Annotated in this window: 13 protein-coding genes; 12 read left to right on the top strand and 1 reads right to left on the bottom strand. The window is 55.3% G+C overall.

The genetic code is table 11. From position 1 onward, the window contains the following. Nucleotides 1–135 precede the first annotated feature (135 nt). From HWV07_RS08840 to HWV07_RS08820, 5 genes are read left to right on the top strand one after another with little or no spacing between them, the layout of a single operon-like run. The gene (locus tag HWV07_RS08840; RefSeq protein WP_178333950.1) at nt 136–1,002 is read left to right on the top strand and encodes a branched-chain amino acid ABC transporter permease; all 867 of its coding nucleotides are present in this window, start codon (nt 136–138) and stop codon (nt 1,000–1,002) included. Beyond that, complete coding sequence (locus HWV07_RS08835) at nt 999–2,066, top strand: branched-chain amino acid ABC transporter permease (protein ID WP_178333949.1); 1,068 nt, start codon at nt 999–1,001, stop codon at nt 2,064–2,066. The genes HWV07_RS08840 and HWV07_RS08835 overlap by 4 nt, the downstream gene beginning before the upstream one ends. Then, nucleotides 2,059–2,805: an ABC transporter ATP-binding protein gene (locus HWV07_RS08830; RefSeq protein WP_178333948.1), complete on the top strand. Its 747-nt coding sequence runs from the start codon at nt 2,059–2,061 to the stop codon at nt 2,803–2,805. Before HWV07_RS08835 ends, HWV07_RS08830 begins: the two co-directional genes overlap by 8 nt. Then, the gene (locus HWV07_RS08825) at nt 2,805–3,506 is read left to right on the top strand and encodes an ABC transporter ATP-binding protein (protein ID WP_178333947.1); all 702 of its coding nucleotides are present in this window, start codon (nt 2,805–2,807) and stop codon (nt 3,504–3,506) included. Before HWV07_RS08830 ends, HWV07_RS08825 begins: the two co-directional genes overlap by 1 nt. After that, on the top strand, nt 3,506–4,501 hold the full coding sequence (locus HWV07_RS08820) for an aminopeptidase (protein WP_178333946.1): 996 nt from the start codon (nt 3,506–3,508) through the stop codon (nt 4,499–4,501). Before HWV07_RS08825 ends, HWV07_RS08820 begins: the two co-directional genes overlap by 1 nt. A gap of 73 nt (nt 4,502–4,574) precedes the next feature. On the opposite strand, the gene HWV07_RS08815 is transcribed toward HWV07_RS08820, so the two are convergent. Beyond that, nucleotides 4,575–5,708 (bottom strand): XdhC family protein, encoded by a 1,134-nt coding sequence (locus HWV07_RS08815; RefSeq protein ID WP_178333945.1) that lies wholly within the window; start codon nt 5,706–5,708, stop codon nt 4,575–4,577. A gap of 181 nt (nt 5,709–5,889) precedes the next feature. Between HWV07_RS08815 and HWV07_RS08810 the strand changes: the two genes are divergently transcribed. The 7 genes from HWV07_RS08810 (at nt 5,890) to HWV07_RS08780 (ending at nt 14,290) form a co-directional block, all read left to right on the top strand. Next, a complete protein-coding gene (locus HWV07_RS08810) occupies nt 5,890–7,053 on the top strand; it encodes an acyl-CoA dehydrogenase family protein (protein ID WP_178333944.1) in 1,164 nt (387 codons plus the stop codon). A 2-nt stretch (nt 7,054–7,055) separates the two neighbouring features. Beyond that, entirely contained in the window at nt 7,056–8,282 is a 1,227-nt protein-coding gene (locus tag HWV07_RS08805) for a CaiB/BaiF CoA transferase family protein (RefSeq protein WP_178333943.1), read from the top strand. Nucleotides 8,283–8,370: 88 nt separating this feature from the next. Then, complete coding sequence (gene rdfA / locus HWV07_RS08800) at nt 8,371–9,018, top strand: rod-determining factor RdfA (protein WP_178333942.1); 648 nt, start codon at nt 8,371–8,373, stop codon at nt 9,016–9,018. A gap of 1 nt (nt 9,019) precedes the next feature. Then, the gene (locus HWV07_RS08795; protein WP_178333941.1) at nt 9,020–10,807 is read left to right on the top strand and encodes an archaea-specific SMC-related protein; all 1,788 of its coding nucleotides are present in this window, start codon (nt 9,020–9,022) and stop codon (nt 10,805–10,807) included. A gap of 572 nt (nt 10,808–11,379) precedes the next feature. After that, nucleotides 11,380–12,531 (top strand): Re/Si-specific NAD(P)(+) transhydrogenase subunit alpha, encoded by a 1,152-nt coding sequence (locus tag HWV07_RS08790; RefSeq protein WP_178333940.1) that lies wholly within the window; start codon nt 11,380–11,382, stop codon nt 12,529–12,531. Nucleotides 12,532–12,579: 48 nt separating this feature from the next. Then, nucleotides 12,580–12,864: an NAD(P) transhydrogenase subunit alpha part 2 gene (locus HWV07_RS08785; RefSeq protein WP_178333939.1), complete on the top strand. Its 285-nt coding sequence runs from the start codon at nt 12,580–12,582 to the stop codon at nt 12,862–12,864. A gap of 1 nt (nt 12,865) precedes the next feature. Further along, entirely contained in the window at nt 12,866–14,290 is a 1,425-nt protein-coding gene (locus HWV07_RS08780; RefSeq protein WP_178333938.1) for an NAD(P)(+) transhydrogenase (Re/Si-specific) subunit beta, read from the top strand. Nucleotides 14,291–14,794: the final 504 nt, after the last annotated feature.

Below are 14,794 nucleotides of genomic sequence, written 5' to 3'. Positions count from 1 at the left end.
TGAATAACAGTGGCAGGTGTATGATTACCAAGCTTGGCGTAATTTGGCAGGTTCGAAATCTATTGTCGAGATATGGGCTGCTGATTGACGGAAATCGCGTTGTAAGTCGCTCAGACGGGGAAATCTACTAAAGATATGGCGCTGGAAAGTGACCTCGCAGTGGCGCTTCTGAACGGCGTCACTTGGGGATTGATTATTGCATTAATTGCCCTTGGATTAAATCTGATTTATGGGCTGCTCGAGATCGTGAACCTGGCACACGGGTCGCTGTATATGTTGGGTGCGGTCATCGGATGGTTCACCATTGGTGCTACAGGGAGCTTCCTTGCCGCGCTATTGATTGCACCCCTCGCCGTCGGTGTGATTGGGATGACAGTCGAGCGTGGAATCCTCCGGCCCATTGAGGACGACCTCACAATCACGCTAATCGCAACCTTCGGTCTCTTATTGATCCTCGATCAACTAGCCTTGATGACATTCGGGCCAGGCACTCGGTCGGTGGCGGCTCCGATTGCCGGTACGATCTCGTTTGCGGGCATCTCCTACTCACTGTACCGTCTAGTGGTGGGTGGCGTCTCAATCGGACTAATGGTTTGTCTATACCTGTTTCTCTTTCGGACTCGATACGGTACTTGGATGCGCGGAGTCCGCCAAGACCGCGACACTGCTAGTGCGCTCGGTATACCAACCTCTAAGGTATACATATTCACGTTCGGCCTCGGTGCATTCTTAGCCGCGCTAGCCGGTGTATTACTGGCACCCATCGTCAGTGTTGGCCACCTGATGGGACTGGATGTCCTTGCCGTCGCTTTCATGGTTGTGATTGTCGGCGGACTAGGTTCCCTACGTGGTGTCCTCGTCGCCAGCTTAATATACGCGGTAGTTGAGAATGTGACTACTATATTCATGACGCCAGTTGAGGCGCGCATCTTGACCTTCTCGCTGATGATCGCATTTGTGTTGGTACGCCCAGACGGTATCTTCAGAGGTGCTTCAGCATGACACGTACGTTCGATACCCCTCTCGGTACGCTGACGCCAAAACACGGCGGCTGGATTCTCCTCGCAGTAATCGCCATAATCTATCCCTTTACGGTCGGGGACTTTCTGTTATTCTTGGCCGCATCAATCCTCGCGTTGGGTCTATATGGGGCATCATTTGATTTGATATATGGTTATACGGGGCTGTTGAGTTTCGGACATGCCGTATTCTACGGAATCGGAGCGTACGCAGCAACGTTCGCAATCCAAGACTACGGCCAGGGACTCCTTTCTGGTCTCATTGTTGGATTCCTTCTCACAGCGATAATCGCTATAGGCATCGGGCTCATTGCGATTCGAGTGAGTTCGCATGGGTTTGTGATTGTCACAATCCTGATTGTGTTGATCGCGAACCTCGCCTCCGTGAGCATGACATCCATCACCGGTGGCACAGACGGGATTAGCGTCCTACTCCCCGAATTCACACTACCATTACTCGGAGAATATTCGATGTTTGATCCGATGTTCCGGTACTTTTTCGTACTTACTGTAGTCGCCGTCTCTCTTCTAGTCATGAATCGACTGGTGAACTCGCCGATTGGACTCGTCTTCCGGATGATTCGAGACAATGAACAGCGAGTGCGGATGCTCGGCTACAACGTCACAGCCTACAAACTGATCGCATTCAGCGTCAGCGGCGCATTTGCCGGCCTTGCCGGCGCGTTGAGTATGTACGTTACTGGTTTCGTGAGCGCTTCACACTTTGACCTGATCGTTTCCGGAGATGCGGTCGTGTACACTCTCGTAGGTGGCCGTGCAACCCTCATCGGGGCTATCTTCGGTGCGATTCTAATTGAGGGTGCCTCAAACTACGTGAGTGGTCTCACAGACGCCTATCCATTGATCATTGGTGCATTGTTACTGGCAACAGTGATTTTCGAGCCGGAAGGCCTTGTCGGCGTATACGAAAGAATCCGCGATCGGTTGACGGAATTCGGTATACTGCCAGGCTCCGATGAGGAGGAGCCACCGGCCGAACCTGATAGTGATTCGAACGCGCCAAAGGAGGTGACAACCGATGAGTGAGACCATACTTCGGACAGACGGACTTACCCGAAAGTTCGGTGAATTGACCGCCGTCAACGACGTTGACCTTGAGATCCATGAGGGCGAAATTCGTGGAGTTATCGGCCCGAATGGGGCCGGTAAGACAACTGTGTTCAACATGCTTTCAGGAATGCTTGACCCAACGTCTGGCAAGATCTTTTTCCGCGATGAGGAGATTACAGATATGCCACCTCACAAAATCACCAATCGGGGGATGGCGTTAGCATTCCAGATCACCAGTATATTCCCCGAACTGACGGTCACCGAGAACGTCCTGGGAGCGCTCAACGGACAGAAGAGCTTCCTCAATCCACTGGAGCGGTATGGGGATGACGAGGAAGGAATCAAACGTGTTATGGAGATTCTTACCCGCGTTGGGCTTGCTGAACACGCTGATGAGACTGCCGAGAATCTCTCACATGGTGATCAGAAGGTCCTTGAGATGGCACTGGCGCTCGCAAGCGACCCCGAACTGCTCCTACTTGACGAACCGGCCGCTGGGCTTTCAGCCAGCGAGACGAGAACCGTCGTTAATCTGCTTGAGGAACTTCGCGGGGAAATCACGATAATGCTCATCGAACACGACATGGATCTCGTAATGGAATTAGTTGACAATCTGACCGTGCTTCACCACGGCGAGATTATCGCTGAGGGGTCGCCAGCGGATATACAGGCGAACGAACAAGTTCAGGAAGTCTATTTCGGGAGGGACTACTGATGCTCGACGTCGATTCTATCAATACTTATTACGGGAAAAGCCATATACTCCATGACGTGACCTTCGAGGCGGGCAACGACGAGGTCGTAGCGCTACTGGGGCGCAACGGCGTCGGAAAGACCACGACCATGAAGTCCATAATTGGACTGACGCCGCCGCGAACGGGCACGATCAGGTTTGACGGTGAAGTGATCTCTGGCGACTCGCCAAGCAGCATCGCAAACCGAGGGATTGGCTACGTCCCGCAGGACCGGGGTATGTTTCCCGATCTGACCGTAGAAGAGAACCTCGTAATGGGCCTAGGTACGGCCTCTCGCGACGACGAGATTCTCGAACAGATCTTCAAACGGTTCCCTCGTGTTGAAGATCGTATGCACCAGAAAGCCGGAACCCTCTCTGGTGGCGAACAACAGATGGTGGCAATGGCCCGCGCACTAATGCGGGACCCGAAACTTGTGCTGATGGACGAGCCCACGGAAGGGCTGATGCCATCCTTAATCCCCGAGATTGGTGAGATCACCGAGGAGATTGCCGAATCGGGGTACAGCATCGTCATTGTTGAACAGAACGTTGACCTGGTGCTGGACATCGCCGACCGCATCTACCTGATGGATAACGGCCGAATCCACGAACAAGCGACACCCGCAGAATTGCGTGAAAACGAAGCGATACTGGAAAACTACCTTGGAGTTGGAATCTAATGATTGACTTAGAACTCAGTCCGATATCGAGACGCATCGTCGAAGAATTGGCAACCGTTACGGCCGACGAGGAGGTACTCGTCATCTCTGACCCCGAAAAGGTGAGTGTTGGACGCGCCATAACCAACGCGGCTCGCTCAACTGGCGCGAATGCGACACTATCGATAATGCCGAGGTTGGACGCACACGGAAATGAACCGCCGGGTCCCGTGGCCGCTGCGATGAAGGAAGCCGACGTGGCCTTCACCGCGACGACACATGCAATTACTCACACTCAGTCTCGACTAGCGGCCTCAGATGCTGGTACTCGCGTTGTCGTTCTCCGGGGCGTCACCGAGGACATGCTGATTGAAGGAGGCATGAACACGGACTACGACCAGCTTAGGGAAGTCACCGCCGCTACCAGAGATGTCCTTAATGCTGCAAGCGAAGGACTTGTCACTAGCCCTGCCGGGACAGATATCCACCTAAACCTTGACGGCAGTTCGGCATTCTCACTAGACGGCTACTTCCATGACTACGGGTTCTCAGCGCTGCCCGGAGGCGAATCGCCGACCTGTCCTCAAAAGCCGGACACGAACGGGACTGTCGTTATCGACTACTCGATGGATAACATCGGCCAACTTGAAGACCCGATTGAGCTAACCTTCGAGGATGGCACTTGTACTGACATCGCGGGTGGTAGCGAGGCCGATCAGCTGCAAGAAATCGTCGACGGTGCCGACGAAAACGCTAGGAATCTCGCTGAATTCGCCATCGGGACAAACCCTGATGCTCGCCTCATCGGTAATCTGGCCGAAGATAAGAAGAAAAGCGGTACGGTCCATTTCGCTATCGGTGACGATACTAGCCTCGGGGGCACTCTGGAAAGTGAAATCCACTTCGACGGACTTGTCCTTGAACCGACGGTCGAACTTGACAGCACCGTCATCCTCGAAAACGGAACCCTAGATGTTGACGGCATTCTCGAACTCGCTGAAGAGATTCGGGATTAATTCGTCAACTAACGCGTCCGTTTCGTCGTCCTGTTGTCCCTGACATATTCGCTATCGAGATCTAGATTCGAGGTTATTTGTCGTCTGAACGGCTATGGATTGCGCCCTCGCGATCCGAGAGATGTTTCGGGTCACGGTTGTTCGCCACAGCCATCAGTTCGGCCACAATACTGTGTGCGATCTGGTATGGTGTGCCACCACCCAAATCGAGGCCAATCGGTGTGTATATTCGATCGAATCCGGTCTCCGTAGGTGGTTCTATAGACTCCTCGTCGGCCATAGCTTCCTGTAGTTCCCTGAACCGCTTACGCGGTCCCATGAGACCGATATAGGGAACTGGCGTCTGGAGAAGTTGCTCAAGAGTTATCTGGTCATCTACGAAGTTGTGAGTCATAACGACAACGTAGGTATTCTCGTCGAAGGAAATCTCGTCACCAATTTGGGCAGGCGATGTTGTACTGACAGTGTCTGCAGTAGGGAACGAATCTGAACTCGTAATCCCGCGATAGCTGATGACGTGGACCCGGAAGTCGACGTTTGTGGCCAGTTCGGTAACAGGCCGTACATCGTGCCCTGAACCTACGATAACGAGCTTGGGAGCAGGTGTGAGTGCATCAATGAATACCTCCACCCTTCCTTCGTCGGTCTCAATACTGACGACTCCGCTACGTTCTTGATCGAGGTAGGACCGGGCCTCGGGTTCAACTGCCGAATGAAGCCATTTAGGGGTGTCCTTGTCTGCTGAAATTCCGTGGCCAGGGCGATAATTGATTCTGCTTCCAGTCGGCACATCGCCCTTGAGGACCGTTACAATGCCCACGGGTTCGTTAGCTTCTATGGCATCAAAAGCTGGCCGATGCCTCTCTGTCAGAGGTTCAAGGAGGACGTCAATAACGCCGTTACAACCGACGCCTAGGCCCCATATATCGTCATCGTCCTCCATCATATCGTAGGTCTCGACGCGTGGCTGGCCATTCGAGAGAACGTCAGCTGCGAGGCGACTAATCTGATCTTCTAGGCACCCTGCAGTCACACTTCCAACACCATCCCCGTCTGGTGTGACGAGCATCTTCGCACCTGGTCGTCTATAGGCATTTCCCTCCACATCAATCACGGTCGCGAGAACTGCTCGTTTCTCAGCGTCAAGTAGTTCCCGAGCTCGCGCATACACCTTCGACTCAGGAACGCTCCACCTGCTGTCCGTCATTCAAACTCAAATTGTTTCCACAGACTGTAAGCGTTTTCCCCTCTTCCTGGGTACGACTTAAGAGATACAAACCGGTTGTGATAGGCTCTTAGATACATCATGGGTTATTATCCGCGTGACAATCGAAGGCATCACATTTGGTATCCCCCACCATTATTACCGGTCGAATTCAAGGGGTTGCATGCTCGACTACGTCGGCATAGAGTCGGATGTGTCCGCAGAAGAGCGGATGATACAAGAGACGGCCCGCGACTTCGTAGAGGACAAGGTCCGCCCCGACATCGGCACCCACTGGATAAAGGGAAGCTTCCCGACCGAATTGATCACTGAAATGGGCGAAATGGGCTTTTATGCGCCAAACCTGCAGGGTTACGGTTCACCCAATATCTCAGAAAAAGCGTATGGCCTGCTAATGCAGGAACTGGAGGCATGTGATTCGGGTCTTCGCTCAATGGCTAGCGTCCAAGGTGCGCTTGTGATGTATCCGATTTACGCCTACGGCAGCGAGGAACAGAAAGAAGAGTGGCTACCAAAACTCGGTAGCGGTGAATCAGTTGGTTGCTTCGGTCTCACGGAGCCAGAACACGGATCAAACCCAACGGCGATGGAAACCCGCGCCGAAGATTCCGACGGCGGCTATCTGCTGAATGGCTCGAAAACTTGGATCACAAATTCTCCCATTGCGGATGTGGCAATCGTCTGGGCGCGAGATTACACTGATTCTGACAGACCCATTCGCGGCTTCCTAGTTGAGACAAATCGGGACGGCGTCTCAACGAACAAGATCGAGGAGAAGCTTTCCCTCCGCGCCTCCATCACTGGTGAGATTGGCCTCAGCGACGTGTACGTCCCAGAGGAGAACGTCCTCCCGGACGTCCGGGGGATGAAGGGCCCGCTCTCCTGTCTGTCGCAGGCGCGCTTCGGCATCGCGTGGGGCGCCGTCGGCGCCGCCCGCGACTGCTTCGAGACCGCACGCGGGTACGCCCAGGACCGCGAGCAGTTCGGCGGCCCCATCGGTCGCTTCCAGATCCAACAGCAGAAGCTCGCCGAGATGGCCACCCAGATCACGCTGGCCCAGCTGCTCGTCTACCGGATCACCGACCTCAAGGAGCGCGGCGACCTCCGGCCCCAGCACATCTCGATGGCCAAGCGCAACAACGTCCGGATGGCCCGCGACCAGTCCCGCATCGCCCGCGAGATGCTCGGCGGCAACGGCATCACCGCCGACTACTCGCCGATGCGTCACATGGCGAACCTCGAAACGGTCTACACCTACGAGGGTACCCACGACATCCACACGCTCATCCTCGGCGAGGACCTCACCGGCCTGAAGGCCTACAAGTAACAATGGTTGGAGAAGCGAAAGACGCCGAGACCAATACTGGACCGCTTGATGGACTGACGATTCTTGACGCCTCCCGGGTCTTGGTGGGTCCATTCTGCACGATGCAGCTTGGCGACCTCGGTGCAGATGTTGTTAAAGTTGAACGCCCCGACGGAGGAGATCAAACCCGCGGTTGGCACCCACCAAAATATGGTGACAGTGAGGAGAGTGCCTATTACATGAGTATCAATCGAAACAAACGCTCGATCACGCTCAATTTAGCTAGTGAAGACGGTCGAGATTTATTCCGCGAACTCGCAGCGAAGGCGGATGTGGTCGTCGAAAATTTCCGCGTGGGTCAAATGGACAAATGGGGATTGGGTTATGAAGACCTTCGAGCGGAGAATCCCGAATTGATCTATTGCTCTCTTTCGGGCTACGGCGAGTGGGGGCCAGACTCCTCCCGGCCAGCCTATGATATCATAATGCAGGCCGAAGGCGGCATGATGTCTATAACCGGTCCGGAGGACGGGCCGCCGGTCAGGGTCGGAGTCGCAATCGCTGACATCGGGGCGGGGATGTATGCCGCACAAGCAATCCTTGCTGCACTCCTGGACAGAGAACTCGGAGATGGTACCGGCCAAAAAATTGACGTCAGTCTCCTTGATGGACAGGTCGCTTGGATGACCTACATGGCTTCAAATTACTTCGCAACTGGCGATCCGCCAGAGCGAATGGGGAGCAAACACCCAACGATCGCGCCCTACCAAGCGTTCCCTACTACCGACGGTTACGTCGTGGTTGCGGTTGCCTCCGAGAATATCTGGCCGCGGTTCTGTGAAGCCATAGACCGGGCTGACCTCCTTGCGGACGAGCGGTTTGAGAGGAATAGTGACCGAGTCAATAACCGATCGGCACTTGATGCGATTCTTGAAGCCGAACTCTCGGAGTACACGACGGAAGAGCTTCTCAACCGGTTTGACGATCATGAGGTGCCAGCCTCGGACGTGAAGGATATGGACGAGGTCTTCGACAATCCACAAGTTCAAGCAAGAGGGATGCACCGGACTGTTTCCCATCCGTCGGCTGGTGAGGTTGAGATGGTTGGAAGTCCTATGCACTTCTCGCAAACGCCGACGTCAATCAGGCAGTACCCGCCTGAATTAGGCGAGCAGACTGCAGCTATCCTCCGAGAACTCGGTTACTCGGATGCGGAGATTGAACGATTCCGTGACAACGACGTGTTATGAAGTCCGTAGCTGATCCGCCCAATGCGAGGACCCATCTTAATCGAGATAATGGTCAAGTTTATAGTTTTGATGCTTGTTGATTTTCACAATGACACAAGCCCAGTGCAAAATCGATATCGTTTGCGATCGATACGGTCTTGATAACTCTGGGAGCCGATACACCTCTGTTGACGATCGACTCCTGAACCGCTGGACCGGTGGTGACGGCCGCAGTCCAGATGGGTATCGAACTTTGACGGAATGGTTCAATAAGCGACTATTGAAATCCGTATATGACAAACACGGTCGAAATACAACAGGCAAGCGGATAAGTAGCGATTATCAGGCCCTGAGGGGCGACGACGATCTTCTTCGGGAGGAGGTCATGGATGACCTCCGAGCTGATGGAATTAATCCAGAACGAGTCTGCAGTGACATGGTGTCCTATAGCACAATGCGCGAACACCTCAACTCCTGTCTTGAGGGGGAGAAACAGGTTGACCAATCTAATTCCGATTGGGAGCAACGAAGCCTTGAAATGGCGAAAAATATCACTCGATCAAAGGTACGAGAAGCGCTTTCGTCGCTAGACACAAAGGACGTACTTCCAGAAGGCGACGAAGCGGACATTGAGATTCAGATTCTCCTTAGTTGCCCGGAATGCCCAATCCGTATTCCGATTGCGGATGCGGTTGAGCGGGGTTTCGTCTGCAAGGATCACTTCCAAGAAGCGCCGTCAGTGGAGGTGGAGGGCTGAGATGACTTGGAACCTCAATTTCAAGAACATTGCGGGGATCCGGTCTGGGAGCGCGACCCTTGAACGGGGAATAAACGCCGTCCGCGGGACCAACTGGCAAGGGAAATCTAGTTTTGTCACCGCAATCGAAACGGTGATGGGTACGGAGAAAGTTCTAACGGAGGGCGAATCAAGTGGAGAAGTTGAACTCCGGACCAATGCCGATAGCTATAGAGTTGAACTCGCCCGCGAAAATAACACGATTACTCGATCGGGTGATCCGTACCTCTCCTCTGAGAAAGCGCGAGTGACCGCATCTTTGTACGCATTCTTGGACGACAATAACGCCGTCCGTGATGCGGTCCGTCACGAGGATAATCTCGAATCGGTGCTCACACGGCCGCTCGATTTTGAGAACATTGACGAACAGATTGCGGATCTCAAACAGGAGCGTAATAGTGTCGAGACGGAACTCAAACGCGCGGAAAAGGCGGCCGAACAGTTGCCGGAAGTGGAGACAACAATCCAGCAGCTGAAAACCCAGCTTGAAGATCTCGAAGCGGAGCGCGATGCCATCCGTAAGGGGGATGATGATCAAGGGGCAGTCTCCGATAAACGCGACGAACTGAGCGACGCAAAAGCAGAGCGAGATGAAGTCGAACAGCGAGTTGAACGGCTTGAGCAGACTATCAAACGAACCGAGGAAAAACTCGAGGAGAAACGATCCGAATTGGCCGCCATAGAGGTTCCTGAAGAAGAAGAGGATTTATCCAGCAGGATTGCCGAACGCAAGCAGCGCCTCGACAAACTTGAACAGGAAGCGGAATTGCTCCAGTCTGTGTACGCTCCGACGAAGCGCCTCATCGATGAGGATCGTGTTGACTTAATCACAGATGTCGACCGAGACCTCCTAGAGGATAACATCCGTTGCTGGACGTGTGGATCAAAGACGAGTAAAGCGGCAGTTGAGGAGAATCTCGATCAGCTCAGTGATCGCATCTCGGAGCTTCAGTCAAAGGCGGAGGAGTTCCGAAACGACGTAACCGATCTTCAGGAGCGGCAAGAGGAAATAAAAAGAACTCAACGTCGTGAATCCGACCTTGAAGACGAAATTGCGTCACTTGAATCCACGCTTGAAGAGAGGAAAACGAGTCTAGGTGAAGCGCGAAAACGTCGAGAGAATCTGATAGATCGAATAGACACCCTTTCGGAAGCCGTTGAGACTCAGGATTCTGAGTTAACGGATATAGAGAGTCAGATTAAGTACACTGAGACACGGCTTGAGGAGGCCCAAGAAGAGATGAAGACACTCGAATCACGGGCTGAACGGCGTGAACAACTTGAATCCGAGCGCGAAAATCTAACCGAGGAAATCAACCGTCTTCGCGACCGCAAAGCAGAGATAAAACGCCGTACTCGGGAAGCTTTCGATGACGCCATTCAGGAGATCATTGACACATTCGACGTCGGGTTTGAGATGGTCCGTCTTACTTCCGACTATGAACTTGTGGTCGCGCGAGAGGGTCGTGAAGCGGACCTGTCTGCTCTGAGCGAGGGCGAACTAGAGTTGATCGGAATCGTAGCAGCGCTAGCTGGCTTTGAGGCCTTTGACGTGACAGACAGAATCCCTGTCATGCTGTTGGACGGACTTGGGGGTCTCGCAGACGAAAATCTCGTGACGCTCGTCGAATACTTAGCTGACCGGGTTGAAATCCTAGTCTTCACCACCTATCCCGAAAACACTACGTTCGAGGCTAATACAATCAATCCGCAAGATTGGTCTGTTGTCTCGCCCCCAGTCTCGCAGTAACTCACCGTCTGTATCCGAAATCTTGATCATAGTCAATGGTTGAGACGTTCATTATTGCTCCAAAGTAATGGCACAGTCAGATTTCAATAATCATGATATCATGATATTAAATATAACGACATAGTTACTGACTGGAACAATTTAGCTGGTATCTCGGAAATGGAGAATTGATTACATTCATATCAGGGAAGCTTTCCCGGTTATCCTGAAGGATTCACTAGAAACTATCAAAATCGCTTGTTTCGATGTGTTATTTTCTCCCCCCTGGTGATATTGACACCAGTCCACTCGGACTAGAAATAGAATTAGTGTGCTATGGTATAACACTATCTGCCGGTTCTAATGGACTTCCCCAGGTCTCAACGACCTTTGACATGATCTTCTAGAACAGACGGGTTGAGATGGATATCACAAAATTCTCCTCTATCTGAATATTTATTGCAGATATGATAACAATCAACGATAGACCCATCTGTGAGCAAACCTATGAACCAAAGTCCGTGTGTGATTGCCACGGCTACATTGTATTTTTCAAACAGCTGCAATCATCACACTCTACCCGGTGATGAGACGTGATAATTGGAATCCCAGGAGAGACTGCAAGAGATGAGACACGAGTTGCACTCATACCATCCGTAGCAGAAAAATTCCTTGAAGATGGCCATGATGTATGCGTTGCTGCGGGAGCTGGCGTGGCATCCGACTGGTCTGATGCCGATTACCGCGAAGTCGGTTGCGACGTCGTTAACGACCGGGAGACCGTGTTCGAGCGCGCCGACGTCGTCCTGCAGGTCCGCGGGTTGGGCGCTACGCTGGGCGACGACATCGACCCCTACCGGGAGGGCCAGGTCGTCGTCGGACAGCTTGGCCCATATGACCTCGACGAGAAACTAACTGTCCTTGCCGACCGCGGCGTCACGGCGTTCGCCCTCGAGCTTATCCCCCGGATTGGCCGCGCCCAGAGCATGGACGCCCTCTCGTCGATGGCAAGCATCGGCGGCTACAAATCCGCTATTGTCGCTGCCGAGGCACTGCCGAAGATGTACCCCTTGCAGATGACCGCTGCCGGCACCGTCCAGCCTGCAGAGGTATTCGTCATCGGCGCCGGCGTTGCGGGACTGCAGGCCATCGCGACCGCCGACCGTCTCGGCGCCTCCGTCCGCGGCTACGACATTCGCCTGGAAGTCAAACAGGAAGTCGAGAGCCTCGGCGCTGACTTCGTCGAACTCGACCTCGAGACCGAGGGCTCCGGCGACGATGAAGGATACGCTCGTGAGATGGACGACGAGTTCCTCGAACAACAGCGCAAGGAACTCACCCGCGTCGTCGGCGAATCCGATGTCGTTATCACGACGGCTGCCGTCCCCGGCAGACCAGCACCGGAGTTGGTCACCACGGAGATGGTCGAGGGAATGGATTCCGGCTCGGTGATCGTCGACCTGTCGGCGGCGACCGGCGGGAACTGCGAGCTGACTCGCCCCGACGAGACCGTCGAGCACGACGGCGTCACAGTCTTCGGGCCGACGAACCTGCCAGCCACCGTTTCCCACCACGCCAGCCAGCTGTACTCGAACAACGTCTCGAACTTCCTGGAGAACCTCTTCGACGATGATACGAACGAGATCAATACCGACGACGAGATCGTTGACTCGACGATGCTCACCCATGACGGCGAAATCCGCTGGACCCACCCCGCGGAGCGAACGGAGGACAACGATGACTGAGCGCACATCGCCGGTCGACCCGGCGACGGCCGAGGGAGGTATGTAACCGTGCCCGACGTCATCACCCACCTGACGCTGTTCGTCCTCGCGGCGTTCCTCGGCTACTCCATCATCACGAAGATTCCGGCGACGCTTCACACGCCGCTGATGTCCGGCGCCAACGCCATCACCGGCATCACGCTCGTCGGCGCGGTCGTCGTCGCCGGGTCGGGCTCCTCGACGCTGGCGACGGCGCTGGGATTTCTGGCGGTCGTCATGGCGACCATCAACGTCGTCGGCGGCTACCTGGTGAGCCACTTCATGCTCGAGGACTTCCACGGAGGGGGTCGCTGACATGGCGGAGCTGTTCTCGGAGGCCGTCCTGCGGCTGATCTACCTCGTCGCGGCGATCCTCTTCATCCAGGGGCTCCGCGACATGACCCACCCGCGGACCGCGGTCCGGGGGAACCTCACGTCCGCCGGCGGCATGTTCGTCGCCGTCGCGGCGACGGTCCTGTGGTTCGAGATCCTCTCGCCGGCGGTACTGGTCGGCGGGCTGGCGCTCGGCGGCCTCGTCGGCGCTGGGCTGGCCGTCAAGGTCGAGATGACCGAGATGCCCCAGCTCGTCGGCGTCTTCAACGGCTTCGGCGGCGGCGCGTCGGCGCTGGTCGCCGGCGCCGAACTGATCGAGGTGCAGGCCGCGACGTTCCCCGCCGACATGGCCGTCGCGGCGGCCGCCTCGGGCATCATCGGCGCGGTGACGTTCACCGGCAGCATGGTCGCCGCCGGGAAGCTCCACGGCGTCGTCACCGGCTCGGCCATCCGGTATACGGGTGAACAGGTCGTCAAGGCCGTGCTGCTGCTGACCGCCCTGCTCGCCGGCGCGTACCTCGTCGTCCAGCCCGACCTCCTGGCGTCGACCCTCCAGGGGGAGTTCGTGCCGGCCTTCTGGGTGCTGCTCGCGGCCGCCTCGGTCCTCGGCGTGATGCTCGTCATCCCCATCGGCGGCGCCGACATGCCGGTCGTCATCGCGCTGCTGAACGCCTACTCGGGGCTGGCCGCCGCCGGAACCGGGTTCGTCCTGAACAACACCGCCCTGATCATCGCCGGCACGCTCGTCGGCGCTGCCGGGATGATCCTCACTGTCATCATGTGCGAGTCGATGAACCGGTCGCTCGCGAACGTGCTGTTCGGCGGGTTCGGCGAGGAGGCCACCGCCGAGGAGATGGACGACATCTACGAGGGGAACATCACGGAGACCTCCCCGGAGGAACTGGAGATGCTGCTCGATACCGCCCAGCGGGTCGTCATCGTCCCCGGCTACGGGATGGCGGTCGCGCAGGCCCAGCACGCCGTCGCGGAGCTCGCGGAGCTGCTCGACGAGGACGGCGTCGAGGTCGAGTTCGGCATCCACCCGGTCGCCGGCCGGATGCCCGGCCACATGAACGTCCTGCTGGCTGAGGCCGACGTCCCCTACGACATGATGAAGGAGCTCGAGGAGATCAACCCGACGTTCTCCCAGACCGACGTCGTCATCGTCACCGGCGCCAACGACGTCGTGAACCCGCGAGCCAACGAGTCCGACGGGAGCCCCATCTCCGGGATGCCGGTCCTCAACGTCGGCGAGGCCGGCACCGTCGTCGTCAACAAGCGGAGCCTCAGCCCCGGCTTCTCCGGTATCCCCAACCCGCTGTTCGCCCAGGACAACACGGTGATGCTGTTCGGCGACGGCAAGGCGACGATGCAGGAGGTCGTCGGCGAGTACAAAGAAAACCGGTGATCTCGCTAGTTAAGCCATATTACAGATAGCCTCAAATGCTTTCTCTTGACAGTTTTAGGAGACGTTCCTTGTAGTCGATTTGTGGCTGCCACTCTGAAATATGGCAGTGCTGGCGCGTCGTGTTACACTGGCCCTGCCCTGGTATCAATTAATGAGGATTTCGAGGATACAAGGTTACATCGGATTCATACAGCAAATCAATTAAGTGAGGGCCAGCGGTACCATGCGATGACGACACTTAATCCTGCAAGAAAGATACCAACTAGTATTGCAAATATTGGATACCATCCTCGCCGAAATGAGATTGATCCAGTAGTGTATGATGGCCCATATAACGTAACCGATAATACTGTCGCGCCGAATGCTATCAAAGCAAAACCAACGATAATTCCATAAAGGCTGACCGATGACGACATGTAGCCTATCTGTCGGGAGATGAATATCCCGCCGAGTACAAAGAAACCGCACAGAAGTACTATAATCCCATGATTGAGCGTTAATTCT

The sequence above is a fragment of the Natronomonas salina genome, assembly GCF_013391105.1.
Taxonomy (GTDB): domain Archaea; phylum Halobacteriota; class Halobacteria; order Halobacteriales; family Haloarculaceae; genus Natronomonas; species Natronomonas salina.
This window is presented reverse-complemented; position numbering and strand designations above follow the sequence as displayed.

What these genes read in the sequence shown, in the direction of transcription:
- HWV07_RS08825 (WP_178333947.1), top strand. Translation starts at nt 2,805, where the DNA reads ATGCTCGACGTCGATTCTATCAATACTTATTACGGGAAAAGCCATATA.
- HWV07_RS08840 (WP_178333950.1), top strand. Translation starts at nt 136, where the DNA reads ATGGCGCTGGAAAGTGACCTCGCAGTGGCGCTTCTGAACGGCGTCACT.
- HWV07_RS08795 (WP_178333941.1), top strand. Translation starts at nt 9,020, where the DNA reads ATGACTTGGAACCTCAATTTCAAGAACATTGCGGGGATCCGGTCTGGG.
- HWV07_RS08815 (WP_178333945.1), bottom strand. Translation starts at nt 5,708, where the DNA reads ATGACGGACAGCAGGTGGAGCGTTCCTGAGTCGAAGGTGTATGCGCGA.
- HWV07_RS08780 (WP_178333938.1), top strand. Translation starts at nt 12,866, where the DNA reads ATGGCGGAGCTGTTCTCGGAGGCCGTCCTGCGGCTGATCTACCTCGTC.
- HWV07_RS08805 (WP_178333943.1), top strand. Translation starts at nt 7,056, where the DNA reads ATGGTTGGAGAAGCGAAAGACGCCGAGACCAATACTGGACCGCTTGAT.
- HWV07_RS08820 (WP_178333946.1), top strand. Translation starts at nt 3,506, where the DNA reads ATGATTGACTTAGAACTCAGTCCGATATCGAGACGCATCGTCGAAGAA.
- HWV07_RS08830 (WP_178333948.1), top strand. Translation starts at nt 2,059, where the DNA reads ATGAGTGAGACCATACTTCGGACAGACGGACTTACCCGAAAGTTCGGT.
- HWV07_RS08835 (WP_178333949.1), top strand. Translation starts at nt 999, where the DNA reads ATGACACGTACGTTCGATACCCCTCTCGGTACGCTGACGCCAAAACAC.
- HWV07_RS08810 (WP_178333944.1), top strand. Translation starts at nt 5,890, where the DNA reads ATGCTCGACTACGTCGGCATAGAGTCGGATGTGTCCGCAGAAGAGCGG.
- rdfA (WP_178333942.1), top strand. Translation starts at nt 8,371, where the DNA reads ATGACACAAGCCCAGTGCAAAATCGATATCGTTTGCGATCGATACGGT.